This is a genomic window from Photorhabdus aegyptia (assembly GCF_000612035.1).
GTDB lineage: Bacteria > Pseudomonadota > Gammaproteobacteria > Enterobacterales > Enterobacteriaceae > Photorhabdus > Photorhabdus akhurstii.
The window spans coordinates 77995-104857 of the sequence record NZ_JFGV01000012.1; the positions used below are offsets into that span (position 1 = coordinate 77995).

A 26863-nucleotide genomic window follows, 5' to 3' on the forward strand; every position below is an offset into this window, starting at 1 on the left:
AAATAATCCTTACATAGCAAGGTTAATTACTAGAAATAAAATGAATCTACAGCACCATTTTCTTATCGCCATGCCCTCATTATCTGATCCCTATTTCAAACGCTCAGTTGTTTACATTTGTGAACACAATGAAAATGGGGCTATGGGATTGGTGATAAATAAACCTATTGAGCAAATCTCCGTTCGGAAAGTTTTACAAAAGCTGAAAATATCACCAGAAGATCGGGATGAAAACATCAGTCTAAACAAACCGGTCATGACTGGCGGCCCACTGGCTGAAGATCATGGTTTTATATTGCACACACCAAGACCAGGTTTCAGTTCAAGTATCAAAATTTCCGATGACACAATGATCACCACATCCAAAGATGTCCTTGAAACCTTGGGTACACCACGCCAACCAAAACAGATATTGGTCACATTGGGGTATGCCAGTTGGGAAAAAGGCCAACTTGAAAAAGAGATAATGGAGAATAGCTGGCTAACAGCAAACGCTGATCCACATATTATTTTCAACTCCCCTATTGCGGACCGCTGGCGTGAAGCTGCATCTTTACTCGGTATCAATATCTACAATATTGCGCCACAAGCAGGACATGCGTAGATGAGTAACCGTACAATAATGGCTTTCGATTTTGGCACCCGCAGCATCGGCGCAGCCATCGGGCAAGAAATCACGGGTACCGCCAGAGCATTAACCTCGTTTAAAGCCACAGATGGTATCCCCAATTGGCAACAAATCGAAAAATTACTTCAAGAGTGGCAACCCGATTTAGTTATCGTTGGTCTTCCCCTTAATATGGATGGCACTGAGCAATTAGTCACAGCGCAAGCACGTAAATTTGCAAACCGGCTGCATGGCCGGTTTGGCGTACAAGTTCAACTCCAAGATGAACGCCTGACAACTGTTGAAGCCCGTGCTCATCTGTTCGACCGAGGTGGTTATAAAGCCTTAAGTAAAGGAAAAGTAGATGCTACTTCCGCTGTTATTATTCTGGAAAGCTGGTTTGAACAGCACTATTAAACGTTATTAATAGCGATCAACTAACAGCAATCGTATAACCACGATTCGCGATTAACTGATAGCATTTTCTTTAATCTTCCTCTCCGTTTGCTCTGCCAGTAATCCCTGCAATTTACGCTGCTGCCAGCCTTGCTCGTAGGTTTGCATCCCACTGGCAGCGCCCGTCTGCATAAGCGTTGTTATTTGATGATTTTTTCCTTCTCGTATCAAATGGCTCACAGCCTGATTAACTACCAATATTTCATATATAGCGACTCGCCCTCCTCCCTGAGCAGAAACTAATTGCTGGGCTATCACCGCTTTCAAACTGCCTGCTAGCTGACTACGTACCCACCCTTTTTCTTCGGCAGAGAAAATATCTACCAATCGGTCAATTGCCTGTACAGCACCGCTGGTATGCAAAGTCGACAATACCAAATGCCCAGTCTCTGCCGCAGTTAACGCCAAGCGTATTGTCTCCTTATCCCGCAACTCCCCCAACAACAATACATCAGGATCTTGCCGGAGCGCCCCTTTTAGCGCTGCCTGATAACTGGGCGAATCCAATCCAATTTGTCGTTGTTGTATCAAACAATTGCGGCTGTGGTGGATAAATTCAACGGGATCTTCCAATGTAATAATGTGCTGACAACTGTGGCTGTTCAGCATATCCACAATGGCAGTTAACGTTGTCGACTTCCCGCTGCCTGTAGCGCCAGTCACCAGAATCAACCCACTCTCTTCCCGCAAAGCCATTTTACGGATAATTTCAGGCGCTTTTAGCTGTTCCAGAGTTGAACACTGAGCGTGAATTAAACGCAAAACGGCTGACAACCCGGAGTGCTGACGAAAGATGTTGCCTCTCAATCGTTGGCCATTTTCTGTCTCCAACGCAAAATCCACATGTCCACCAGTTAATAGCTGTTGTCGCTGATTTTCTGATAAAAATTGTCTACTCCACTCTTCCAACAATAGATTATTTACAGATGGCAGTTGAGTTTGTGGGCAAAGCACTCCATTTATACGTAATACGGGAACTTGTCCAATACAAAGATGCAGATCCGAAGCATTATGCTTTACACTAAGGGCCACTAGCTTATCCATATTCATTTTTTAATCTCCTGAGTCACCATGAACAATATTGAACAAAATTTACAAGATGTCAGGACCCACATAGCCATTGCCGCACAAAAATGCGAACGCGCTCCAGAAGAAATTACCTTGCTTGCAGTCAGTAAAACCAAACCTGTGGAAGATCTCGAAAAAGCAATCGCTGCCGGGCAACGTCATTTTGGTGAAAATTATGTGCAGGAAGGTGTAGAAAAAATTGCTCATTTTGCCAATCATAATGATTTGATATGGCACTTTATTGGTCCGTTGCAGTCTAATAAAAGCCGTTTGGTGGCAGAAAGTTTTAACTGGTGCCATACCATTGACCGCTTAAAAATAGCACAACGCTTGAACGAACAACGCCCGAAGGGAATGGAACCGCTGAATATTCTTATTCAAATAAATATCAGTGATGAAAAGAGCAAATCAGGTATTCAACTTGATGAGCTACCTACTCTGGCTGCCGAAGTGAACAAACTACCAAACGTAAGGCTTCGGGGTTTAATGGCAATCCCAGCGCCGGAACCTGACTATGAACGTCAATTGGTGGTTTTCAGGAGAATGGAGCAAGCTTTCCTTAACCTGAAAACTAAATATTCTCAAATAGATACCCTATCAATGGGGATGACTGATGATATGGCTGCTGCGATTAATTGTGGTTCCACATTAGTACGAATTGGAACAGCAATTTTCGGTGCGCGTCAGTATCACAATTAACCATTTCAACGCTACGAGGTATTTAATGGAAAAACGTAAAATTACCTTTATTGGTGCAGGTAATATGGCTCACGCCATCATAGCCGGATTAGTAAAAGGAGGGTATCCTGCTGAGCTGATTAATGTCTGCGCACCAAGTAATACTCGCCGTGATGCACTAGCAAAAGAGTATGGCGTTAACAGCGGTAGTGACAATATTCACTACGCACAGGAAGCCGACGTTGTTGTTCTGGCGGTAAAACCGCAAATGATGGCAGATGTTTGTCAGACTCTGCAAGAAAAGGTAGATTTCAGTAATAAGCTGATTCTATCTATCGCCTCAGGTATTTCCGTTGCACGCTTTGATGCTTTATTACAAGACAAACTCAATATTATCCGTATCATGCCAAACACACCGGCGTTAATTGGTCAGGGGTTGAGTGGATTATTCGCATCTGAACAAGTCAGCCAGTCTGACCGTAATTTCACTCAAGCATTAATGAACAGTGTCGGTAAAACTTACTGGGTAAAAGATGAAAACGGCATCAATGACATTATCGCCGTAGCAGGCAGTGCGCCCGCTTATTTCTTCCTATTTATGGAGTCAATGCAACAGGAAGCAGAACGTTTAGGTTTTGATAGCCAGACAGCCCGTGAAATTGTTTTGCAAACGGCAATAGGTTCTGCGGCACTGGCCGCATCAAACGTAGATCTCCCTTTTGCAACCCTGCGTGAACAGGTAACATCTAAAGGCGGTACTACTGCGGAAGCATTACGTATCTTTTATGAAGGCAAATTGCCGGAAACTGTATCCAACGCTATGCAGGCGGCTATTCGCCGGGCGCAGGAAATGGAAAAACAATTTTAATTTTATCAAGGCTGCTAAATGCAATTTTTACACTTTATTCTATCCACAGTTCTGGATTTATACATCGCTGTTTTATTACTTCGTGTATGGATGCAATGGGCTCGTTGTGATTTTTATAACCCATTTGCCCAATTTATTGTGAAAATAACTCAACCGATCGTTCGGCCATTACGCCGGGTCATACCGGCTATTGGTTCGCTTGATACTGCCTCCATTGTTGTCGCTTATGTTCTGGTAGTGTTTAAATTTATCATGCAACTTTGGTTCAATACCGGTTCGCTTGCTTTCCACACACTTTTCCTTCCTGTCGGGTTAATCGAATTGCTGACAGCAGCAGGTAAACTGGTATTTTGGTTAGTGCTGGCTCGTGCTCTACTAAGCTGGATAAGTCAGGGGCGCAATCCGATTGACTATGTTTTGATGCAACTGACAGAACCGTTGATGGCGCCTATCCGCCGTATTATCCCAACAATGGGCGGCCTTGATTTTTCAGCAATGATAGTCATTTTGATCCTCTACGCCCTGAACTATCTTCGCGCTGATGTTCTTTCATGGCTGATACAGTAAATAAGAATTAAATTGGATTCAAAATAATGCAAAAAGTCGTTCTGGCAACCGGCAACCCCGGAAAAGTTCGTGAACTGGCACAATTACTGGCTGATTTTGGACTGGATATTGTTGCTCAAACTGAATTAGGCGTAGATTCAGCCGAAGAGACCGGGCTGACATTTATTGAAAATGCCCTTCTTAAAGCTCGCCACGCCGCACAAGTTACCGGACTACCGGCGATTGCGGATGACTCTGGTCTATCCGTAGACATCCTTGGCGGCGCTCCAGGTATCTATTCAGCCCGCTATGCAGGTGAAAACAGCACCGATCAGCAAAATCTAGAAAAACTGCTAGATACGATGAAAGATGTTCCTGATGATCAACGTCAAGCTCAGTTTAACTGTGTGCTGGTTTATATGCGCCATGCCGAAGATCCAACACCGCTGGTATTTCATGGCCGCTGGCCGGGAGTTATCGCACGTCAACCTGTCGGTAATGGGGGATTTGGTTATGATCCCATCTTCTACATACCGGAATTAGGCTGTACTGCCGCTGAATTAACGGGTGAACAAAAAAATGCCGTTTCGCACCGTGGTCAGGCACTAAAGATGATGTTGGATACACTCAGTAATGCTTAAATTCCCGCCACTAAGTCTTTATATCCATATTCCGTGGTGTGTACAAAAGTGTCCTTACTGTGATTTCAACTCTCATGCATTGAAAGGTGATGTTCCGCATCAGGAATATGTTGACCATTTATTAGCAGATCTGAAAACAGATCTGCCAATGGTCAACGGACGGGAAATTACCACTATATTTATTGGTGGTGGAACCCCCAGCCTGCTTAGCTCACAGGCAATGCAACAATTGCTGGATGGTGTTCGTGCTCTCCTACCGGTATCGCCGCAAGCTGAAATTACTATGGAGGCCAATCCGGGTACTGTGGAAGCCGATCGTTTTAGTGGTTATCAGCAAGCGGGGATTAACCGAATATCCATTGGCGTGCAGAGTTTCAGCCCGGATAAACTGGCACGCCTTGGCCGTATTCACGGGCCGGATGAAGCTAAACGGGCAGCACATTTAGCCGCTAGTCTGGGGCTACGCAGTTTTAATCTGGATTTGATGCATGGTTTGCCGAACCAAAGCCTTGATGAAGCGCTGGATGATTTACGTCAGGCAATCGCGCTATCACCACCGCATCTTTCATGGTATCAGTTGACTATTGAACCTAATACCAGCTTTGGCTCTCGCCCTCCTGTTCTGCCCGACGATGACGCTTTATGGGATATCTTTTCACAAGGTCATCAATTGCTGACAGCAGCAGGTTATCAGCAATATGAAACTTCTGCTTATGCTAAACCAGGCTATCAATGCCAGCATAATCTCAACTACTGGCGCTTTGGAGATTACCTTGGCATTGGCTGTGGCGCTCATGGAAAAATCACATTTGAAGATGGCCGTATTCTGCGCACAGTGAAAACCAAACATCCCCGTGGATATATGCAAGGACGCTATCTGGATAAACAACATCAAGTAGAAAATGAAGATCGGCCATTTGAATTTTTTATGAACCGATTCCGTCTACTGGAAATGATGCCAAAACAAGATTTCAGTGATTTCACTGGGTTATCTGAAACCTCAATCCGTACTCAAATTGAACAAGCCTTAGCCGCAGGTTATCTCTCTGAAACAGCAACACATTGGCAAATTACGCAGAAAGGGAAACTGTTCCTAAATTCATTATTGGAACTATTTCTCTAGTACAGAAATTGCCTTTGGAAAATTCAGCTCCGTAAAGATTATCTTTGCATAAAATTGATACCGCCATTGGTTTCGTTTCTATTCATAATACATTTCCCCCACTGAACTTCGGTGGGGACTCCATTAGACGGTGGCGACTGATTGCCCCATGTTGGATTTCTGTTCCTTTCAGAGGAGTAATTGCCTCCCAAATTTAAATAATATCTAATTTATAACTTAACCAAGGCATTAATATTGAAATAATAATCCACAATTTAATTTTCAATGATAAAAACTCGATATATAGAAAAATAAATCAACAAATATAATATAAAAATAATAATATAAAAATTTATTAATCCACCTACCCTAAAAATATATTTATCCATGTAGATAATAGTTAATATCGACCATCAATAAGAGTATTAATTAAAATTTAATAAAACCATATTTTACACAAGATTAATTTTAATATATGTGAATTACGACACAATAATATCATTTAAATTATCTCAAATACGACTATATTTAATTTGTGTTTGGTTGCTTGTATTTTTATTTATAAGCACGAACATTTAAAACATTATTTTTAATTTCACTTTGATTGAGGTAAAAAATTAACATTGAAAATAAAGAAATGTTATATACTTTATCCAAAGAAGACCTCGCTACAGCACTGACGCCGTATTATAAAGATTTTTATGATCAACTTTAGGATCATCAAAAAGAAAATATTAGTTTTGACATGGTTGTAAATGATGCTTACAAGAGATTGCATTTTAATAATTCAGCTCCAACTGACACTGATGGAAGATCAAAATTAATAGAGTACGCAGGTGAATCTCCATGCATTCATGCAATTGGTATAGTTGTCGCAGATGCTTTTAAACTTGCATTTAAATTCATGGGCATACATAAACTTGAAAGAGAATCAGCCACACAGATATTATTGAAAAAATTAGGTCATGAGGCTATACATGAGTTATTGACTATCGTTCATGACCTTAAGAATTCGAATTCTATTACTGATAAATCAAAGCATACCTGGTCATTAATTGCTAAAGTTAAGGATGATATAGGTATTTCTGGAATAACTGATTGCTTAAAAGAGACAATGCATTGGTACAATTGGATGATTACTGGAATAACTGCAATCGCACAATTAACCATATGGTTTGCTACAGGTGGAGCTGCATTTATTGCAGAAATAGCACTAGCGGGTCCTGCTATAGCCAGATTGGCCCTTGACTCTGTAGACGCGGCTAATACTTGTTCATAAAACCTTTATCTGTAATCTCATTTAATTATCAAGGAACTTATTATTTATTATAAGTTCCTTTCAATATAAATATCATCCTTCATATTATAAACTCGAATAAATCAGACGCTAAAATATAAAACAAATAATGTTTTCACCTTGTAAATTCAATATAATAATCACCATTAATATCTACAAATAATTTCTCTGTCCAATTATATATAACAGAAATACATTTATTATTTCTTAATAACAACATTAGTTTTCACACCATTATTATAACAGATTAAATTTTTATTTTATGAATAGATAAGACATTGTTTTGAATAGAAAAGATTTGTCTATCTTTTAAATTATTAATACTGAAAATACGAATAATAAGCCAACTACTCATATAATATTGCCCCAATCGGGCAAGATTTAGACCAAAAACCTGACAGTCACCAGCATAAAATAACCGATAACTGTCAGACCAAATCTAAAACAATCCATTGTGGAACTTCAATCACTATTCAAATTCAAAATGGCGCATGACCTGATTAAAGGGCATCAGCTACAGCATTAACTTGTGCAGTTAAGCTTTCCAAACCACCGCCCGATAAATACCACAGATCAGATTTCAGGTAAGTGATTTTGCCATTCTTATACGCCGAAGTAGATTTTATTTTATCATCTTCAAATTTTTCTTTGTTCAGCTTACCTGCGCCAATTGCTTCACTACGGTCAATAATGAGAATCACATCAGGATTGGCTTTAGCAATCATATCAGAAGTCACTACAACAAATTTGTTTTTATCTTCACCAGCAGGAATAGATACTTCTGCTTTCTGTGCCTTAACCACGTCATACACTACGCTCTGGTCATTCAGAGCTAATTTACCTGCGTTATGCAGTAATACTAAAACTTTTGCATCAGAAGATTTAGCTTTATCCTGAGCTTTAGCAATGGTTTTTTCCAGCTCAACAAGCTGATCTTTTACTTCACTCTGTTTATTAAACAATTCACCTAATAACGTTATGTTACTTTCAACTGAAGCCAGATAATTTTTGCTATCAATTCCCAGATTAATTGTCGGTGCTATTTTTGACAGCTTTTCATAGGAAGAAGTTTGACGCCCGCTAATAACGATCAAATCAGGTTTAATTTGCGCCAATTTTTCCAGATTTGGCTCTTTCATACCCCCCGCATTTTCTACCCCTTTAGGTAAGCTATTACGGAGATATTCAGGCGTATTACCAGTAGGTAATGCAACAACCCTATCTGATAAACCTAATTTAACTAATGAATCATAAATACCGAAATCAAATGAAACGACTTTCTGAGGATTTTTTTTGACTTCAGTTTCACCGGAAAGGTGCTTAACTGTGATCTTATCATTAGTCTGAGCTGTAACTACATTTGGGGTAACTATATTTGGTGTAACTACAGAAGATTCCTGACTAAATGCGGAATGGCTTGCAACAGCAAATAACGATACCAGAACGACAGGGATTATCTTTTTCATATATCGCACTCCAAGAAAGGATATTTAGTAAACATTTGCATTCTAGGTAGCGAAAAAAATATGTCAATCTAAATAAGAATCAATTTCAAATTGATTCTTATTTGTGATTATTAGCAGTTATTTAATAGAATTCAGTAACTCAATTCTTTGTTGCTCAAGGCCACTGACCTTACCGCAAACCTCTTTGCCAAAACGCTGGAAATCTTCTTCCTGAGTCCGCCATTCAGCTTTCAAATTATTCTGCAATCCACCCAAACTACCAAGCAACGATTGTAATGCCTGATTATTATCACCATTCAGGCTAAATTGTTTATTGCCGATCTCATTTATACTGTCCTGTAACACCCCACCAAGATTTTGCTCAATTAAGCTACGGCTATCTTTTTCAACCTGCTTAATTGCTTGATGGTGGAATGCCATACCATCAGCGCGAGTTTCAATGATTCGGTTTATTTGCTGATTAAGCCCTGACTCAAGCTCAGACAACCGGTTACGCACATTGCTATCCTTACCGATAGTATCCACTACCACTTTATCCAAGGATTTACGAGCCGTTATCAGATGTTTTCCGGTTTCTTGCTTAATCCAAGGCAAATCCTGCCGCAAAGTCTGCTGATAACGTTGTGCTTTCTGACGCTGTTCAGTATTTAAACTTAAGTTCTTACCATCGCGAGTTACTGAACCATCCGGTGAAATCTGGAGATTGCCACTTGCCCCCACAACCTGAACTGATTGAGAAGTAATAATAATGTCATTCTGTGGATTTACCTGGCATTCATAACCTGCCTGAGCCTGAGCAACAAATAGCAAAGATGCAACAGTGATAATTTTGCGTAACATGTTTTCTCCTAAGAAAATCACCTGAGAATTAAAAAATGGATTGAGAGTTAAAAAACGGATCGCCCAACACGATCGGCTAACAATTCTAGGGCAGCACAACCCGCCAAAGAGTTCCCCGATCGATCCAATTCCGGTGACCAGACAGCAACAGTAAACTCTCCCGGCACGACACATACGATCCCACCACCAACGCCCGATTTTCCTGGCATGCCAATCCTGAATGCAAACTCGCCGGAACCATCATACATACCACAGGTCATCATCAGTGCATTAATCTGCCGGGCCTGACGTGGACTAAGGATTTGCTGCTCAGAGCCTATCGTACTCCCCTGATTCGCCAAATAAATAAAACATTTAGCAAGCTCAATACAGTTCATTTTCAAAGCGCAATAATGAAAATAAGTTTGCAGTACCGCGAGCACATCATTATCGAAATTACCGAAGGATTTCATCAGATAGGCAATCGCCGCATTGCGGTGAGAATGTTCCATTTCAGAACGGGAAACTTTGCTGTCGTAACAAATATCAGGGCAACCAGCAAGTTTGCGCACCACTTCCAGCATACGCTGTTTAGGCGCACTCAATCGCGACTGCAACATGTCACAGACAATTAATGCACCCGCGTTAATAAAAGGGTTACGGGGTTTGCCTTTTTCCAGTTCCAATTGAACTAACGAGTTAAATGGCTGACCTGAGGGTTCCTGCCCGACCCGTTGCCAGATCTCTTGTTCCTGATAACGCGTCATGGCTAGAGTCAGGCTTAATACCTTAGAAATAGATTGAATCGAAAAACGCTTCTCAGCATCTCCGGCACGGAATATCTGCCCATCGATGGTACAGATGGCTATTGCCAGATTATCAGCAGGAACTTCCGCCAATGCAGGAATATAATTTGCCACTTTCCCTTGGCCAATCAGGGGACGAACTTGTCGCAAAATATCCGACAATAACGTATTAGAGAACGTTGTACTCACTGATTTTACTCCAGACAGGGGCACTCACTAATCACCAGAGACCCCTGTTGTAATTCATGCAAGCTATTTTATAGCGATATACCCGTTATCTTTCAAGTTGCCTCTTTGTTGGCTGTACTCACCCCGGTCACATAGTTCTCTATGCTCCCGGGGATTCGCTCCCTTGCCGTCGCTATCCATCTTGAAATCCATAGGGTATAGATTAATCAATCCCACCAAACATCAAACAATTCGGAAGTCATGACATCTTCCATACCGCGATCCTTCAACCACTTTTCAACCAATTGGCGATGCTCTTCTGTACACATACCAATTTTTTGCAAACAGATTAAACCTTCCCAATGCAGATAACCGCTGGCATCCAATGCTAAGCCATTAGATTCAATCAGCTCATCAATAAATGCATCAACAGTGCTATCGATAACATCTACAGGTGTATTAGATGGGAAACTCCACTTAACAGAAAAACCTAACTCCTTAAATTCATCAATATGCATCTTCTTACGCAAACGACGACTGCGGTTTTTAGCCATTACTTAATCCTCTTAAACATTATGTCCCACACGCCATGCCCCAACCGCTGACCGCGCAATTCAAATTTCGTTATCGGGCGTGAAGATGGACGCGGTACATAATCACCATCCTCAGACAAATTAAGGTAATTATCTACGCCATTCATCACTTCCAACATATGCTCAGCATATGGCTGCCAATCAGTCGCCATATGGAATACGCCACCCACTTTCAACTTGCTTCTTATCAATTCAGCAAATGGCGGCTGTACAATCCTGCGTTTATTATGACGTGCTTTATGCCACGGATCCGGAAAGAAAAGCTGTACCATTTCCAAACTATTATCCGGGATCATGTTTTCCAGCACTTCAATCGCGTCATGGCACATCACCCGCAAGTTACCGATATTTTCATCTTCTGCGGAAGCCAGACAAGCGCCAACGCCAGGCGCATGAACTTCAATCCCAAGAAAATCTTTTTCTGGATTCTGACTTGCCATTGTGACAAGGGATGCCCCCATGCCAAAGCCAATTTCCAACACCACCGGGGCTTCTCGCCCAAAAAGTGCTGCCAGCTCCAGCTTTTCTGCCTGATACTCAACACCTATTTTTGGCCAGAGATTATCAAGTGCTTGTTGCTGACGATTAGTTAACCGGCCCTGACGACGAACAAAACTCCTAACACGGCGCAACGCCCTGCCATTTTCATCAAATTCCGGCGAAATTACGTTATTTATCATGGTATTTCTGTCAGTTTTAAAAGCATTTATTCAGCCGCTTATGGCTGCTTTACCAGCAAACCACCTATCCCCGTCATCTTTCAAGTTGCCTCTTTGTTGGCTGCACTCACTCACCCCGGTCACATAGTTACCTATGCTCCCGGGGATTCGCTCCCTTGCCGTCGCGATGCATCTTGAAATCCATTGGGTATAAAAGAGAGCGCATTATCCAAAGATGGGCGATTTTAGCAAGTCCGATCGTGACAAGTACAATTTTAATACGGAATTTAATACGAAATTGCGTAGCGCTGCGAAAACAAAGTTCCGGTTTACAGCGAGGTTACACTATGTTGCAATCCTATTCACGAAACACTGATTTTCCCTAAAGACAATTATCCCAATGATGGAAGCAAAGCAATTCTCCGCAGTGGTACTAGATTGGTACCATCGTTACGGTCGTAAAACCCTGCCCTGGCAATTGGAAAAGACCTCTTATCACGTCTGGCTTTCAGAAGTGATGTTGCAACAAACTCAGGTTGCGACGGTCATTCCCTATTTTCAGCGCTTTATTTCACGTTTTCCCGATGTGACTTCACTTGCCGCAGCCCCCCTTGATGAAGTCCTACATTTGTGGACCGGCCTTGGTTACTACGCTCGCGCTCGTAATTTACATAAAGCAGCACAACAAGTTGTGGAGTTGCACCAAGGTCAATTCCCAACAACTTTTGAAGATGTTGTCGCCCTACCTGGCGTTGGTCGTTCAACAGCGGGGGCAATCCTTTCACTTTCTCAAGGTAAACATTTCCCAATTCTTGATGGCAACGTTAAACGGGTATTAGCCCGCTGTTATGCCGTGGAAGGTTGGCCAGGTAAAAAAGAGGTTGAAAGCAACCTTTGGCAAATCAGCACCAATGTAACGCCGGCGCAAGAGGTGGAATATTTTAATCAGGCGATGATGGACTTAGGCGCAATGGTTTGCACTCGCAGCAAGCCGAAATGTGAAATCTGCCCATTAAATCAAGGATGTATCGCTTACGCTAACCATAGCTGGACCAAATATCCAGGTAGAAAACCTAAACAGAGTATTCCTGAGAAAACAGCTTATTTCCTGCTGATGCAGAATAATGATGCTGTCTGGCTGGAACAACGCCCACCAACGGGGATCTGGGGTGGTTTGTTTGCGTTTCCTCAGTTTGAAAGCATGGATTTACTAAATGGCTGGTTAGAGCAATCAGGTATTTCTCATAGTAAACATGAACAACTCACCGCATTCCGCCACACATTTAGCCATTTTCATCTAGATATTGTGCCGATAAAAATAAATATTTTATCCTTTACTACCTGCATGGATGAAAATAAAGGACTTTGGTATAACTTACAGCAACCCGCGACTGTTGGGCTGGCAGCACCAGTTGAATATCTATTACAGCAACTAAGCTAATCTCATACCCACTATTTTGAGGATTTATTATGAGCAGAACTGTTTTTTGTACTTTCTTACAACGTGAAGCCGAAGGACTGGATTTTCAGCTTTATCCGGGCGAATTGGGCAAACGCATTTTCAATGAAATATCCAAAGAAGCATGGGGACAATGGATGAGCAAACAAACCATGCTGATCAATGAGAAAAAACTCAACACCATGAACCCGGAAGATCGTAAATTGCTTGAACAGGAAATGGCTAAATTCCTGTTCGAAGGTCATGATATTCAAATTGATGGATATACCCCACCAGAAAAATAATATTTAGCTTTCATCAGAGCCAGCGGCTCTGATGTTGTATTCAATACCAGATGGCAATGTAAGATGAAAAAACTGTTAGTACTGTTTGTTATTGCCCCAATTCTTGTTTCCTGTACCAGCAACAAAAATCGTGAATACCGTGAAGAATATATAAAAGATACCAATGGTTTTGATATTTTGATGGGCCAGTTTGCTCATAACATTGAGAACATTTGGGGGTTGCATGAAGTATTAATTGCAGGCCCAAAAGATTACGTAAAGTATACCGATCAATACCAAACTCGCAGCCATATCAATTTTGAAGCTGGAACGATCACGATTGAAACAATTTCCCCAATTGACCCTACGACCTATCTACGCAAGGCCATTATCACGACCTTATTAATGGGTGACGATCCAGGTTCCGTTGATCTCTATTCTGATACTAACGATATTCAGATCAGTAAAGAACCCTTTCTTTACGGACAAGTTATGGACAACAACGGCCAACCGATTCGTTGGGAATGGCGAGCAACACATTTTGCAGATTATCTGATTGCCAACAAATTACAAAAACGCCAATCTGGTTTACATGTCATTTGGTCTGTCACTATACAACTGGTTCCAAACCATTTGGACAAACGTGCTCATAAATACCTGCCACTGATTCGTCAAGCTTCCATTAAATATGGCATAGATGAATCCTTAATTTTGGCAATTATGCAAATAGAATCCAGTTTCAATCCCTATGCAGTCAGCCGTTCTGATGCACTTGGGCTGATGCAAATTGTACAACATACTGCTGGCCGTGATGTCTTTAAGATGAAAGGTAAATCAGGGCAACCAAGCCGTAGTTATCTATTTGATCCAGAAAATAATATCGATGCCGGCACAGCATATTTATCGATATTACAAAACAGTTATCTGGGTGACATCACTAATGCAACATCTCGCCGTTACGCGGTAATAACGGCTTACAATGGTGGTGCAGGTAGTGTATTACGGGTATTTTCCAGCGATAAGAAAAAAGCGGCTCAAATTATAAATAAAATGGCGCCGGGTGATGTTTATGAAACCCTAACGACCAAACATCCATCGGCAGAATCACGTCGTTACCTGATGAAAGTCAATACTGCCCAGAAAGTCTATCATCATTAAGACATTAAAATATTAAGAAAATAACGGGGAGCAATTTTTCTACTCTCCGTTATTATTTTGCCTATATTTCTGGCTAATCGAATAATTTCAAAGCACAAATCACTATTCCCAAAGAAATCTATTGACGAGCTCTACCGAATACGGTTTAATGCGCCCCGTTGCCCGGATAGCTCAGTCGGTAGAGCAGAGGATTGAAAATCCTCGTGTCGGTGGTTCGATTCCGCCTCCGGGCACCAATTCAAAGCGCGTTGATTGAGAGATGAAAGCTCGACGGGCGTTCGATATCAGAACCTGGAATGCATAATTGTAGATTGATCAGTTTTGCGCCACTTGGATATAAATATAAAGGTTCTAGGATTAGGATATCTGAGAAATTAGATGTCCTTTTTTCGTTCAAGCGCAATACTTACAAGTTCTATTGCAACTGTCAAACCATCCAAACCAAAATTAATGAATTAATTAATACGATATTGTATGTTGATTAATCAACTTTCCTAATTGATCAGAAGAAGGTTAATTATGGGAAATTACATCAGTTCAAAAAAATTCCCTATCTTGCTTGCTACAAGAAATTATTTATGTAGAAAAAGACAGGTTCAGGCCACAGCGAAGATATTTTGTTTTATCTGATTAACATTTCTCCTCTCTCTGGTTCAACATCGATATACAGCATTAATTCACGCTCCAACGCACGCCCGGCAATATCCAGATTGATATCAATATATTCCATCGTTGTGGCAATACTGCGATGGCCCAGTAATCCGCGCACCATTTGCAAATTACGATCAGGCGCTTTCATCAGTTCAGTTGCCAGGGTATGCCGGAAACGGTGTGGACCCACATCAAATCCACACTCTTTTGATAAGCGCCGAAAGAATGATTTTATCGTCTGTAATTGGTCGGTTTAGTTTCCTTTGTCTGTTTTGGCGGTAAAATAGCCCACACAAAACAGGGGATCACTCAATTTTGCCCCAGCAGCCTGAGCACGCTCCAGCAAAATCTCCAGTCGCGGATACAACCATTTCACCACCGGCACCTGATGTTCATAATGGTTCTTACTCCCCTCGGAGCAAAGAATAATCCGACGCTCATGCAGGTCAATATCCCCCAACCGGATATGTAATAACTGATTTTGCCGCATCCCGGTATAACGCAATGTATCCAGTACCGTCAGCCAGTACCAGGTCGGATATAATGCACAGCGAGCACGATGGCTATCCCCTGTCCGTCGCTCCCGCTCTTCAAATTGCCCCATCGTGAGATACAAGGCTGTCAGTTGTTTTTTGGTCAATGCTTTATTTTTGTTCGCATTGACCTTTACACCATTAAATGGGTTTTCCGTTTGGGGCAGTATCTTTTCTTCTATCGCCAAATTAAACACCGCCTGCATATGCGTAATCTTACTGTTCCAGGTCACACCTTTCAGTCCGCGCTGATGCAACACATATCTGCGCCATGCCAGGACTTGCTGTCGGGTCACTTGAGCAGGCCGATTGTCCACACCTGCAAACACCTGGAAGGTATTCACCACCTTGCGATAACTTGACTCCGTATCCGGCCGCAAAATTCTGGCAAAGAAATACTCATCCAGCAGGTTATCCCAGGTCATACTGTCCATCTCTACTTCCTCACTTCATCAATTTAAAAACCCATTGCGGGGCGCAGAAAATAACATATTGTTATTAAAGATGCTTTCTCATGAAATCATGAGAAAAGGGCTATCCTCTGGTACAGAACGGCCACGATAAAGCAACGTGTTCTTGATTAAGTAGCCATGAATACGTTGATAGGAGCCAGTCCGATCAGCCGAATCATAAAGATGACAACAACAAAAACACTTTCCACCACTGACTCGATGTCGTCCCAGCCGCTAAAATGCGGTTTGTACCCGTTTCCATTTTTGGCTAACCTCTTTGCCATCTTCCAGTTTCTTCTCACCGAGAAACTGGAAGAAAATGGCCGGCGCACTCACAAACACAAAACCACTGACCAGATGTATCCGGGCTTGCGGCGTATTAATGGTCATTACCCCATGCCTTAATCCAGCGGACAACCAATCCCAGAATTGCTCTCCAATACAGGGGGGCTCAATCGCATTTTTGTTCTGCCATGTTGCCTGAACCGCGTGTTGTGAAGGCACTGATGTGTATGGCGGTACGATTTCCGCTTCACTGGCCATAACCTGTTCTGTCACTGTGCCCGCGACATTCATCCCCATTAATGACAATAGCTGTTGCGTGCTCCCATCCGACTGTACCCCTTTCTCCGGTGCGACTGTCATGACGGCAGAAGAGATCTCATCAACTGGCCTCACGGCTGATGAAACAATTTCAGTCATCGGGTTATCTTCCTGCCGTCTCTGAGAAGGCAGAACACTGTCCATTGTTGTTGATAAAGGCGTAGCAGAAACATCAGGATTGCCTGAAACAATCATTTGCGGTGATGCCGCCGCGACAGATAATCTTTCTGATATTGTCGGCGCGCCCGCTTTATTCAAAGCTTCTATAATTATCTGATTGATTGCGTCATCTTCCTTCATGTCACCGGATAAAATACAGAACAGCGCAGGCAAGGCATGAGGTACTGACGCCAGCCAGGTCAACGCCTTAGCCGGCAGCAATCGTCCGGCGAGTACCCCCCCGAAATGACAGGCAACCCTCGTCTCCACGGGAGGAGTTTTGAACCGGAAACGATACGGCCCCTGCGGCACAACCCATCCCGGGTACCAGGGTTGGCCTTCATCCAGTTCCCCGTCAAACTGGGCCAAAACAGGTAAAAAATGAAATAACGCAGCGTAAAACACCACCGTGTTCCATATCACACTTTGTTCTGCCTGCGTCTCAGGGGCCACCCCCGGCGGTAACATCTGCCCTTTTGCCAGACGTACGGCAAATGCAGTACATTGCAAAGTCACATCTATCAAGCCACCCAGGTGGGCATAAGACCCCTGCGGTGCCGCCGGAAGTTGTTGCATCAATGCAACACACTCATGTAACGGGGCCAGCCACAATGCCTGATAGTGTGTTTTAGGTAATGCACTGTTGTCCCACAGACACTGTAAACACTGCCGTCGCCGGGAAATATCCAGCAAGAGCCTGGACTCAGACGGCAAAAAGTAGCCTGCTTTGACCGTTTCTGGGATGGAAGTGGGTTGTGGAAGTGACTTTTTTCCTGCGGAGGTTCCCGCCAGCAGGATTTTAATTTTTTTCAACACGATTAATCTCCTCTTTTTTCCCAAAACCCTAATACATCCTCTGGCAGGGACAAGGCAAAACTCTTTTCCGGGAATAAAAATTAATCAATGAAAACTGCACGCAATGATTCAAACGTTCCCAATTCCGTCACGGGTAAACGAAGCGTGTATCCGGTTATTTCGTTGAATCAATCATGATAAGTACAAAAGGCACATGGCGGCTCATGCAAGAAAGGATTAAGGGAAATAGAATGTGTCCAGTGCATCTGGGAAGCACTGCCGATTCAGACCAAAACGTGTCAGGGATAAACAAAACAACTTCAATCGATTTATTTCTCATCTCCGTCCTGTTCGGCCCAAGAACCGGACACTCCCCCTCAGAGGAATATTCCCCCAATGGGTAAATCGCCGGCGTCATATCCGCCGGCAGTAGTGTTATCAGACGCTCAGGTAAACCTGAACCTGTTTTTTATGTCAATTCACCACAGAAATTCCCCTACGGGATAACATTGTCAGTGCACTAACACCCGTCATGTGAAACATTGCCGAGAATGTAGTCCGGTCCGACCACTTTACGGGTACCGTCCTCATCTTCCTCACCAAATTCCAGTTCATCAATAATACCCACTTCCCACTGCCCATTCCGGTATTTGTCGTAACCACAACAGCCACAGACCTCCTTAAAATAATGGGTGATACGGCAGTGATATTGCCTGGATAAAGGCACTATGATTTTTTCATACCACAGCTCCCTGGGTGTTTTGTCAAAATGTCCGGTCAGACTGCCATCATCATTGTGCTTCCAGGCTATTTCATAACCTCGCGGCTGTGCCATACCGTACAATCGGATATACAACTCACGAGTCGTCTCATGATCCTTTAACAATCCGCCACAAAATCCATTGATTTCACTCGCAAGACGGGTCGGTATCAGCAGAAACAAGTCACAAGGCACCGTCTCTGTCAGCCGATCATCAAGATGAGACCACAGCATTTCCGTGTCACGTTCTCCGTTCCAATCAACCAAACCGAACCAGTCACAGGACTTTTGGTTAAATAAAGCCATGATGGTTTTCTGCGCTGTCGGGAGCAACGTCTCCCATTTTCGCTCGGCCAGACCACTTTGTTGGTATAGCCTGTCAATCTGTTGGCTAGTGACTTCATCAAGCGCAACATTCTCTTTTAACAAGGCCAGCCATTGCTCAAATGCCCAATTTTCCGGTGACATTTCACCCACTCCACTCGCTACCAGCGCTGGATAAAGTGGGTAATCTATTGTTTTAGTCGGTTGCAGAAGACCAGCACAGCCCGCGACAAACAGCTTAATACTTTGATGGATCGCCTGCCCGTAATAGGGAATTTTGTCTCCCAATCCCCATTGTCGCAGGGCATCCAGTTGGTCAGGTTGGCCAGTGATATTCAAACGATTAGCGTACCACTTCGACATAGTAAAAAATCCTCTTTTTTTACCTGAAAAAGGGCACACCTTGTGAAGGCAATGCCCCCACAGGCCAGTGATAAGTTCAGAAATGTGAAAAAAGGCTATCCGGCTTTCGGATAGACCCATTCAAGTTATTTATAACCGGACAGCCGGTCTCCACAATTTTGTGGCCTGTACATCAGAGCGCCTTCTCTTTCCAAACGCCGCGATAATCCTGCCCGTCATCACCCGGTACACATCAGGCCGGAAACGCCTGCCGTGGCGACGGGCAGTTTTATGCTTACGAACAGTTTTTAGGTAAGTTTTGGTCTTAATCTTTTTCATCAATAATGCTCCGAAATAAAAACGGGCGTTATCCCCTGACGGGAAATAACGCCCGTCAGGGTGAAAATGACTGCCGACATCCCGGCAATCAGGGGTAAAATTGTGTGATAATTTGTGTGGCTGTCAGCGTCACCTTCAGATCACATTTGTCATTCAGTAACCGGTTGAGTGTCAATACGGAGAAACCCAGCTTTTCCGCAAAATCATCTCCGCCCACCGCCTCCCGGGCACGTTCATACCAGCCTTCGTCCTTCTCTGGATGATAACCGCACGCATAAGCGACAAGATGCCTGCCGTTTTGCATCGTACCCATATCAGACATGATATAAACGCCCTGATCCTTGACCAGCAACACGTCACACTGATGGGCTATCGCTTCCCGCAACACAGGTTTCAGATCTTTAGCCTTAAAAAGTAACATCGTCATTCTCCTGAGGAGAAACGTTCCCATTGAGGGAACATTTCCCCCAATGGGTTAAATTTTAGTTATGCTGCCAGCCTCTGTACTGGTGAAGACAGGTTCACTGAACGGGTTTTCCGCACAAACTGCTCATCTACCCAGGTGATTGCCTCATCCACCACATCCCGATAATCTCTGACTGTTGGGTTGTTAACATCTTCAATGTCTACATCTGATCGAAAACTCTCTATCACACGATCATTTTTGTATACCACATCAACCCGAAACTGGACGGGTGTCATAAATCCATCGGAGACCGCATCGATATAGTCTTCGAGATACCCTGACTCAAATTCCTCTGCCTCAATATTGTGCAAATCCTGCGGCCCCATTAATACATCGATGTAACCGATAGCGAAGGAAAAACGCCGTATTAAACGGGGCTCAACCTGTAAGTAACGAGAAATTGCCCCAAACGTTCAAAACAATACTGACACGTTTCTGTCAACTGCTTATCCAAATAGTCCATAAAACGTGTCCAGTACTGTCGTGTTTTTCTGAACTGTTCCAGCCCCATTTGCTCATCTTCCGGCAGTCTGTCCTGCGCCGTCAGATGCAAAAACTGCTCTGCCGTCAGATTCAGTAACACGGCGGTATCCGGCCGGATAAGCGCATCCACACGACCACTGCTTTCCGGATGGGTATAAGGCATCAGCATCGGATCCTGATAAACATGAGATATCGCATCCATTCCCCGTATCCATAACGTCAGGATACGCTCACTATTTCTGCATCTGGCCCGGTTTGCCGGATCCTCAGACAAACTGTCCAAAAGATGAGTCATAATGGGCAAAAGTAACTCTTTGGTAAACTTTATATGGGTATTGACGTAATCTCCCTGGCTCTCATGAAACAGATAGAAAATAGCGTCGTCATCCAGCTCCAGCCCCATTCGCTCTGCGAATTGATGCCGGATATAAAAACGTAATAAAGACATAAGGGAAATCTCGTGATTGACGGGGTTCCCCCTGTAGGGGATATCCCCTATCGGGTTAATGTGATGCCACACAATAGTGACTTGAATTAAAGATATGTGTCAGCTGGCCTTGCGCATCGCTATTTCATCTTCAGCTTCCTGACGCTGACGTTTGAACTGCCAGAAGCCTAAATGGTACATTGGCGTCACCATTTGCTGAGACATGACATGAGTGAGTGAATTGCCTACCGTGACCACGGCCGGGATACCCAGCAACGACAGTTGGATATACGTCATCATCGCGGCAACCGGGGCGATATCGACACAAAACGCCAACATCTGCTGCTGAGGATTAAACCCCGCTTCCAGCAGGGTCTGATGCATCGCAATAATCATCCCGCCGGCACCACAAGCCGGGTCAGACACCGTGATATATTCATGCTCTCCGGATCCCAACTTCGTCAAGCCTTCAGTGAACTGCATTCTGGCCATCATATGGCTGACAGGAAACGGCGTAAGATACTGACCGGCCTGGTCATTACCTAATTCCAGCGCCATGAAAATAGACCCCAGAAAATCACCGACCTCATACTCCAGACCCATAATAACTTCACTCAGCAAACGACTCAGCCGGAATGCATCTTCACGGGAATAACGTTTAACCCGCTGCATATAGTCCGCTTCAAATTCCTCATTTTGCAACAGCGCGTTATACAATGAACAGGCGGCCATATGCACAAAATCACAGAACACCTGCCAGCGGTTTTCATGGGGTGCAATCTGGTTAAACAGTCTGATAAAAGCCTGTTTATGTGGATTCGGTTCCCGGTAAGTTGCCGCCAATGGCAGTTCCACAACGTTATCGTCAATTGGATCATTATCTTCATCCGCATAACTACGGTCAGACGCCACCGGCGGTAACAACAACCATTCAGAATGTGATGATCTGTCCGGTTCGCCAGTATCAGCGGGTTCTGTCACCGGGATCCGAGCATAGTTCAGATACGATGGCTGGCTGGCGAATAACGCCAGTGCCTCGCTGGCCTGCCCCAACTCTTCCGGGAACAACCTGCCTTCTGGCTGGTCATGCCGTTCCCAGTGATATATTCGGGCTAAAGCACTGACAGCCATCAGCGGCGTGATACCCTGATCAATATGGCGCTGAACCACCTCATCATATTCCAGCATGGTGTCATTCAGCGGCAGACCATAGTGCTCACTGAGCAACACGGCAGCCATCTGCTGCCACAATTCCACCTGGCTTGGTAACTGCTGTCGCCGGTCTTGCAAATAATCCATTGCACGGCGGGCATCATTAGCAGCCTGAAATAACCACCACGGATCTGAGCCCAAAGCATGTTCCCGGAGTATCGTATTATCAGGATATACCAGGTTACCCCGGACACCCGTCAATGCAGCCAAAAACGCGGCGCCTAGTGCTGTCACCCATTGTTCCCGACTTTCATCCCACTCACTTCGGGCTGTCAGGCCAAAACGGTTTAACCGGGACGGATGGCCAGAGGCATGAACCAGTTGATGCAATAAATCATGCCAGTATTGTGTACTTTCGGCATAGTCCTGACAGCCAGGCAGTTCAATACGGTCATGCAACGACCGGTAAACGGGCACAATGCCTGACCGATGAACCACCGGGATCCCACTGGCCGTCACCAGTTGCTGAACAGCGGCAAAACCGGGAGCCGGACGGGGGGGTAAAGGGCAACCTGGTTGGAGTTCTGCCGGCAGTCCTTCACATTGTTCCAGATTAATCACACGCATCAGCGACATTGAAGGCCGGTAACGGACGATGGTTGTCGGTTTTTCACCTTTGACCACACATCCGCCTAACGCTCTTAAATCATTACCGGTTAACCAGCGATTAGATATCAGCTGCCGCTGCAACATAGTTTGCCAGAGCAACAGCACATTGATACCGCTAAACGGTTGTCCGGTCAGCGCATGCTGCGGCAAACCGTACTCACTGGCCGCTTGCCAAGGCTGCTGCCAGAGCACCCCTCCACTTTCCAGGCTGTCTGTAAGACGTCGGGTTATTAACCGGCAGATATCGTCCGGTAGGTAAGAAATGGTCATCATCTTTCCTGTCTAAAATTAAGGAAGAGACCATTCCACAGGGAGTCGTCTCTCCCCTGGAGATAAATAATTAGCGCATGAAATAATGAGCTATTCTGGCCGGTAACGCAGTCAGCTCGTGATAAACTGCTGACAAATCAACCTCATAAGCATGAAGAATCAAATATACTCCCGTCACCAGCGACGTCAATGCTATCCCGGTCAACAGCCAACGACGACGCTGCCTGAGTTTCTTCTCCTTTAGCTGAACCTGTTGATACAGGAACAGCCCCAGCGTCTGCAACTCACTGAACCGGTGAAATTCCTCACGCCGTAAGGCTTCACATGCCTCATCGTAACGCTCAAGCTCTGTCGGATGATGACGAGCAAGAAAACAACGGTAACCGTGATTTCTCAGGGTGTGATAGTGATTGTCGAATTGCGCCTGCAACCACTGATTAAACCGGCTACGGGTTTTTTTGAATATTTCCGGCTCAGCCAGCGCCTGCACGGACAGGGACTGGGACGGTGACCGAATGTGTTCTTTAGTCGTCATTGTACTCATAGGGTTAACTCCTGTTGTAAAAAAATGACTGACGGAGTTAACCCTCACGGGTTTCCCCGTCAGGGTAATCAATAAAATTAGGCGTCCAACGCAATCAGCAACCGATCAGATTCATGTTTAAGCCGCAGCGCTTGCCATAAGGGGGCCTTCATGTCGCCGTCATGCGGCAAACAGAAAAAACCAAACGTCACCTCACACGTTCCCGGCTTTGCTGCCGACCAGGCTTTGAACGCCTGGTAAATCAGTTGATGAAACCGCTCTGTTTCATATTCTGGCGCAGACGGATAACTTACCATTCGCAGCCAGACAGGCTCCTCAATCGCCACAGCCGGCATCACCGCCCGGGTAACGGCAGTCAACGTCTCATTGACCATTATGCGGCCTCATCATAAGCTTTCAACAAACTACGCTGTCTCAGCAGACGCGTGAGCATCTGTTGCGCCGAATCCACCGCTTCCGTTTCGTCGATAAGGTACCGCTCGCCATAAAACGGCTCCGGACTCTCCTCACCGAAATACAGCAACTCCACACCCGGTTTGTAGCTGTGTCTATCTCTGACCACAACCGGTCTCCCACACGACTTCGCGTCATCAGAAAGTTGCCATTTACCGGCATACACCGTGTGTCTTCGCGCATGAGCTGCCGGTAACCTCACCGGTCTTCGCCGTAACAACCAGGACAGCACATGGTAAAACGACAACGAAATCCAGCGAATCACGCCCCAAAGCACTGTCACAAAGATCATTAGCATGGTTCGTCTCCTTTTATCCCCATAACAACCGGAAAACCAGTAACAACACACCCAGCGTTAAGATCCCTGCAAATTTAAGCAGCGTTATCACGCTCAAAAGTTTGAAGAGTGCGTCACGATCACGGTAGTCACATTCATCACGGATCAAATCGCGGATGAGGGATTGTTGTTTCGGGGTTAATGTCTCTGAAGCCGGCAGGATTATCGGATCAGAAGGTGAATGAAAAGCAGGCATTAACAGCTCCTGTTACCGGAAACCCGCCCTTGACGGGGACAAGCCCCGGGAAGTGAAAAAAGATGTCCGTCAAGAACATCATACAAAGTGAATAAATCCGTCAGGTCAATCCTTATCAGGACGCCTTTAAGATACGGGAACTGGCCCTGTTATCGCCAACCCGGGAAACACGCCTCACTTGGGTTAAATAAAAATTCAGTTCGAATAAGCAGATAATATTTAATCAATAGCCGCGAGTATTTTTTCAGCTTCTGAATGCCCACGAGCATAACCATACAAAGCATGAAAGGCTTTAATATCGTCGTCCTGCTCACTGAAATCTGCCAGTTCATACAGAGAGAATAGCGTCACCGTGATGCCAAAAGCCTCCGCTGACATGATCCCCTCAAAACCATTATCCTCAACAAACACACGGTATTGTTGTTGAAACGTCGGAACGGCATAAAAAATGCCATTTGACAAAACACGGCCCTCCCAGAAATCGCCCTGATACCCGGGACATAACCGAATGGCCCGGCGAAAAAACATTTTCTTTAACAACGCCTCAAGCCAGCTTTGTGTCGAAAACAGTTCTTCAAACCGGACAGATTTCACCGATATTTCCGTTGATAACGATAAAGTTTGCATAATATTTCCTCGAATGAAAAAAACGAGGAACACTCTCCCTGTATCAGGGAAAAGTCTTCCCCGTCAGGGTGGTAGTCAGAATGGGTATCACGGTATTAACCGCTTATCCGGCAGGTAGAAAATCTCATGACGCCAGTCACCGCAGTCATTATCATCACTGCTGTCAACAGGGGTCAAACAGGTTTCCTATACGTGGTTCGCTTGTACGGGCAGACTCGTGAGTCTCAAAGCCGCATTTTATATTTCCTATTAGCAATCCTCCTGATTACTGAGGAGGATTGTCACCCATCGGGAAACTAAACGCCTCCACTGGGTCAGTAAAATTGCACCTTCATCACTGATGAGTGATACCCGTTTTCAAAGGATAAACGGGTGTACCGCCCAAAGGCGCCACTTTGCAGGCTACAGTGGCATTACAGGTCACTCGAAAGCGTCAGTCTCAGACCCCCTGACATTAAGAGCAGTCACCCGAAAGCGTTCCTCTCAAACTGCAAGAACATTGACAGTTGTTCAAAAACAACAAATAAGCCAATCTATGCTAAACAGAATACTTTTCTTATTCAAGCTAAATCCAAAAACAGATTAATCATGGCCACCCTGTCTATTATACACACGGGCAACATAATGCCCTCGCCCGTCACCATGCCCTAAATCCATCGAAACCATCGCTTCCGCTTCTTTTCGACTGAATCCTTTCGACAGATGATAATTTATGGCCTCAACAGCATAAGCATAACGCAAACTGTGTGGCGAAGACTTTCCGGTTAACCCCGCTTCCCTGACGATATTCCGGTAACGATCAATGGCCGAATGTAAATTCGGTTTATCAATCAAACGCCCCTGATTTTTATTGGCATACTTTATTGCCGTCCTGACGGCCTGGATCACTTTATCCCGCTCAACCACCGTCGTGTCACGGGGACGTCCTCCTTTTGTACCAAACACTACCCTTACTCTTTCATCCCCACGCAATAAAGCTTTTTCCCACGTTCTTAATGATTTTGCCGCCTGAACCGCTTCTTCCGTTCGCAGTCCCAGATAACGAGAAAGTTGCATAGCCGCAGCGACCCCTTCATCTTTCCCCCGGACCAAAACAAGCGTCGTGTGATAACGCTCATCCGAAATCGCCATCTTAGTCCCCTCCCGGCTGACGCCAGATAATCCGAGCGCATGATTACTTAACCGTTCGTGATGAGGGTTAGCTAATTGAGATCTTCCCGCCATAGCGAATATCGCCCGAACAGCCGCCATCTCATTTTGTAACGTACGCTTTGAAATATTCTCTGACTTTCGGCTATCGATATATTTTTCAATATGATTCATTTTCATATTCTTAATATCACGGATTTGAATATTTAATATCGCCATGCTTTCTGCCAGACGTTTGGCGATTTTCATTCTGTCTGAAACGGTTTTAAAACTGCCGCCAGCCTGACGGGCCAATGTGACTAACTGTTTACTCAACTTTGACATGCAAACGATTTCCTTTTTAACCCACACGACACCACCGCTTGTAACCTGACGGAGGCAAGCAATACAAAACGGTATTCTGAATGTCATCTCTCAACCCCAACGGCACGGTTTGATTTGCGCTTCCTGCGGCTCGACTGATATCTGTGCATCGGGG

At 44.4% G+C, this 26863-nt stretch carries 29 protein-coding genes, 1 tRNA gene and 2 pseudogenes; 12 read left to right on the forward strand and 20 right to left on the reverse strand.

Annotated features, from left to right (window positions below):
• Positions 1-40 precede the first annotated feature (40 nt).
• Both BA1DRAFT_RS05550 and ruvX read left to right on the forward strand, forming a co-directional pair.
• On the forward strand, positions 41-604 hold the full coding sequence (locus BA1DRAFT_RS05550) for a YqgE/AlgH family protein (protein ID WP_036776889.1): 564 nt from the start codon (positions 41-43) through the stop codon (positions 602-604).
• Positions 605-1024, forward strand: a complete 420-nt coding sequence (ruvX, locus tag BA1DRAFT_RS05555; RefSeq protein ID WP_036776891.1) for a Holliday junction resolvase RuvX — start codon at positions 605-607, stop codon at positions 1022-1024.
• Positions 1025-1075: 51 nt separating this feature from the next.
• Here the strand turns inward: ruvX and BA1DRAFT_RS05560 are convergent, their stop codons facing one another.
• The gene (locus BA1DRAFT_RS05560) at positions 1076-2113 is read right to left on the reverse strand and encodes a type IV pilus twitching motility protein PilT (protein WP_036776892.1); all 1038 of its coding nucleotides are present in this window, start codon (positions 2111-2113) and stop codon (positions 1076-1078) included.
• Between the two features lie 21 nt (positions 2114-2134).
• On the opposite strand from BA1DRAFT_RS05560, the gene BA1DRAFT_RS05565 reads away from it, so the two are divergent.
• From BA1DRAFT_RS05565 to BA1DRAFT_RS05590, 6 genes are all read left to right on the forward strand, one after another.
• Positions 2135-2830 (forward strand): YggS family pyridoxal phosphate-dependent enzyme, encoded by a 696-nt coding sequence (locus tag BA1DRAFT_RS05565; protein ID WP_036776893.1) that lies wholly within the window; start codon positions 2135-2137, stop codon positions 2828-2830.
• A gap of 25 nt (positions 2831-2855) precedes the next feature.
• Positions 2856-3677, forward strand: coding sequence for a pyrroline-5-carboxylate reductase (proC, locus tag BA1DRAFT_RS05570; RefSeq protein WP_036776894.1), 822 nt, complete (start codon positions 2856-2858; stop codon positions 3675-3677).
• Positions 3678-3695: 18 nt separating this feature from the next.
• Entirely contained in the window at positions 3696-4244 is a 549-nt protein-coding gene (locus BA1DRAFT_RS05575; protein ID WP_036776895.1) for a YggT family protein, read from the forward strand.
• 26 nt (positions 4245-4270) lie between these two features.
• Positions 4271-4864 carry an XTP/dITP diphosphatase gene (locus BA1DRAFT_RS05580; protein ID WP_036776896.1) on the forward strand — a complete coding sequence of 198 codons (594 nt, stop codon included), beginning with the start codon at positions 4271-4273 and terminating at the stop codon, positions 4862-4864.
• Positions 4857-5987 carry a radical SAM family heme chaperone HemW gene (hemW, locus tag BA1DRAFT_RS05585; RefSeq protein WP_036776897.1) on the forward strand — a complete coding sequence of 377 codons (1131 nt, stop codon included), beginning with the start codon at positions 4857-4859 and terminating at the stop codon, positions 5985-5987. Before BA1DRAFT_RS05580 ends, hemW begins: the two co-directional genes overlap by 8 nt.
• Positions 5988-6711: 724 nt before the next feature.
• Positions 6712-7245: a hypothetical protein gene (locus BA1DRAFT_RS05590; RefSeq protein ID WP_235200974.1), complete on the forward strand. Its 534-nt coding sequence runs from the start codon at positions 6712-6714 to the stop codon at positions 7243-7245.
• A 518-nt stretch (positions 7246-7763) separates the two neighbouring features.
• On the opposite strand, the gene BA1DRAFT_RS05595 is transcribed toward BA1DRAFT_RS05590, so the two are convergent.
• From BA1DRAFT_RS05595 to trmB, 5 genes are all read right to left on the reverse strand, one after another.
• A complete protein-coding gene (locus BA1DRAFT_RS05595; RefSeq protein ID WP_036776898.1) occupies positions 7764-8729 on the reverse strand; it encodes a siderophore ABC transporter substrate-binding protein in 966 nt (321 codons plus the stop codon).
• 117 nt (positions 8730-8846) lie between these two features.
• Positions 8847-9569: a YggN family protein gene (locus BA1DRAFT_RS05600; protein WP_036776899.1), complete on the reverse strand. Its 723-nt coding sequence runs from the start codon at positions 9567-9569 to the stop codon at positions 8847-8849.
• A gap of 47 nt (positions 9570-9616) precedes the next feature.
• Positions 9617-10543: a glutaminase B gene (gene glsB, locus BA1DRAFT_RS05605; protein WP_036776900.1), complete on the reverse strand. Its 927-nt coding sequence runs from the start codon at positions 10541-10543 to the stop codon at positions 9617-9619.
• A gap of 206 nt (positions 10544-10749) precedes the next feature.
• Positions 10750-11076 carry a YggL family protein gene (locus BA1DRAFT_RS05610; protein ID WP_036776901.1) on the reverse strand — a complete coding sequence of 109 codons (327 nt, stop codon included), beginning with the start codon at positions 11074-11076 and terminating at the stop codon, positions 10750-10752.
• Complete coding sequence (gene trmB / locus BA1DRAFT_RS05615; protein WP_036776903.1) at positions 11076-11795, reverse strand: tRNA (guanosine(46)-N7)-methyltransferase TrmB; 720 nt, start codon at positions 11793-11795, stop codon at positions 11076-11078. The genes BA1DRAFT_RS05610 and trmB overlap by 1 nt, the downstream gene beginning before the upstream one ends.
• Positions 11796-12174: 379 nt before the next feature.
• On the opposite strand from trmB, the gene mutY reads away from it, so the two are divergent.
• The 4 genes from mutY to BA1DRAFT_RS05635 all read left to right on the forward strand — a co-directional run bounded on the left by mutY (position 12175) and on the right by BA1DRAFT_RS05635 (position 14890).
• Positions 12175-13215: an A/G-specific adenine glycosylase gene (mutY, locus tag BA1DRAFT_RS05620; protein ID WP_036776904.1), complete on the forward strand. Its 1041-nt coding sequence runs from the start codon at positions 12175-12177 to the stop codon at positions 13213-13215.
• Positions 13216-13244: 29 nt separating this feature from the next.
• Positions 13245-13517 carry an oxidative damage protection protein gene (locus tag BA1DRAFT_RS05625; protein WP_036776906.1) on the forward strand — a complete coding sequence of 91 codons (273 nt, stop codon included), beginning with the start codon at positions 13245-13247 and terminating at the stop codon, positions 13515-13517.
• A gap of 63 nt (positions 13518-13580) precedes the next feature.
• On the forward strand, positions 13581-14654 hold the full coding sequence (gene mltC, locus BA1DRAFT_RS05630; RefSeq protein WP_036776907.1) for a membrane-bound lytic murein transglycosylase MltC: 1074 nt from the start codon (positions 13581-13583) through the stop codon (positions 14652-14654).
• 160 nt (positions 14655-14814) lie between these two features.
• A tRNA-Phe gene (locus tag BA1DRAFT_RS05635) sits at positions 14815-14890 on the forward strand.
• Between the two features lie 386 nt (positions 14891-15276).
• Here the strand turns inward: BA1DRAFT_RS05635 and BA1DRAFT_RS05640 are convergent.
• The 14 genes and pseudogenes from BA1DRAFT_RS05640 to BA1DRAFT_RS05700 all read right to left on the reverse strand — a co-directional run bounded on the left by BA1DRAFT_RS05640 (position 15277) and on the right by BA1DRAFT_RS05700 (position 26709).
• Positions 15277-16272: pseudogene (locus tag BA1DRAFT_RS05640) on the reverse strand (tyrosine-type recombinase/integrase).
• A gap of 78 nt (positions 16273-16350) precedes the next feature.
• A pseudogene (locus tag BA1DRAFT_RS05645) lies at positions 16351-17868 on the reverse strand (conjugal transfer nickase/helicase domain-containing protein).
• A 499-nt stretch (positions 17869-18367) separates the two neighbouring features.
• The gene (locus BA1DRAFT_RS05650) at positions 18368-19294 is read right to left on the reverse strand and encodes a DUF1281 domain-containing protein (protein ID WP_036776910.1); all 927 of its coding nucleotides are present in this window, start codon (positions 19292-19294) and stop codon (positions 18368-18370) included.
• 129 nt (positions 19295-19423) lie between these two features.
• On the reverse strand, positions 19424-19612 hold the full coding sequence (locus tag BA1DRAFT_RS05655; RefSeq protein ID WP_036776912.1) for a hypothetical protein: 189 nt from the start codon (positions 19610-19612) through the stop codon (positions 19424-19426).
• Between the two features lie 88 nt (positions 19613-19700).
• The gene (locus BA1DRAFT_RS05660; RefSeq protein ID WP_235200975.1) at positions 19701-20039 is read right to left on the reverse strand and encodes a DUF3085 domain-containing protein; all 339 of its coding nucleotides are present in this window, start codon (positions 20037-20039) and stop codon (positions 19701-19703) included.
• 59 nt (positions 20040-20098) lie between these two features.
• The gene (locus tag BA1DRAFT_RS23920; RefSeq protein ID WP_235200976.1) at positions 20099-20389 is read right to left on the reverse strand and encodes a hypothetical protein; all 291 of its coding nucleotides are present in this window, start codon (positions 20387-20389) and stop codon (positions 20099-20101) included.
• 56 nt (positions 20390-20445) lie between these two features.
• The gene (locus tag BA1DRAFT_RS23925) at positions 20446-21009 is read right to left on the reverse strand and encodes a hypothetical protein (protein WP_235200977.1); all 564 of its coding nucleotides are present in this window, start codon (positions 21007-21009) and stop codon (positions 20446-20448) included.
• Positions 21010-21108: 99 nt separating this feature from the next.
• Entirely contained in the window at positions 21109-23079 is a 1971-nt protein-coding gene (locus tag BA1DRAFT_RS05670) for an ArdC-like ssDNA-binding domain-containing protein (RefSeq protein WP_036776915.1), read from the reverse strand.
• Between the two features lie 70 nt (positions 23080-23149).
• The gene (locus tag BA1DRAFT_RS05675; protein ID WP_011145484.1) at positions 23150-23623 is read right to left on the reverse strand and encodes a hypothetical protein; all 474 of its coding nucleotides are present in this window, start codon (positions 23621-23623) and stop codon (positions 23150-23152) included.
• A 77-nt stretch (positions 23624-23700) separates the two neighbouring features.
• Positions 23701-23982, reverse strand: coding sequence for a hypothetical protein (locus tag BA1DRAFT_RS05680; protein WP_235200978.1), 282 nt, complete (start codon positions 23980-23982; stop codon positions 23701-23703).
• A 14-nt stretch (positions 23983-23996) separates the two neighbouring features.
• Positions 23997-24296, reverse strand: a complete 300-nt coding sequence (locus tag BA1DRAFT_RS05685; protein ID WP_235200979.1) for a hypothetical protein — start codon at positions 24294-24296, stop codon at positions 23997-23999.
• A gap of 91 nt (positions 24297-24387) precedes the next feature.
• Positions 24388-24609, reverse strand: coding sequence for a hypothetical protein (locus BA1DRAFT_RS05690; protein WP_036776922.1), 222 nt, complete (start codon positions 24607-24609; stop codon positions 24388-24390).
• A gap of 219 nt (positions 24610-24828) precedes the next feature.
• Positions 24829-25236, reverse strand: a complete 408-nt coding sequence (locus tag BA1DRAFT_RS05695) for an antirestriction protein (protein ID WP_051560679.1) — start codon at positions 25234-25236, stop codon at positions 24829-24831.
• 582 nt (positions 25237-25818) lie between these two features.
• Complete coding sequence (locus tag BA1DRAFT_RS05700) at positions 25819-26709, reverse strand: integrase domain-containing protein (protein ID WP_036776925.1); 891 nt, start codon at positions 26707-26709, stop codon at positions 25819-25821.
• Between the last annotated feature and the right edge of the window lie 154 nt (positions 26710-26863).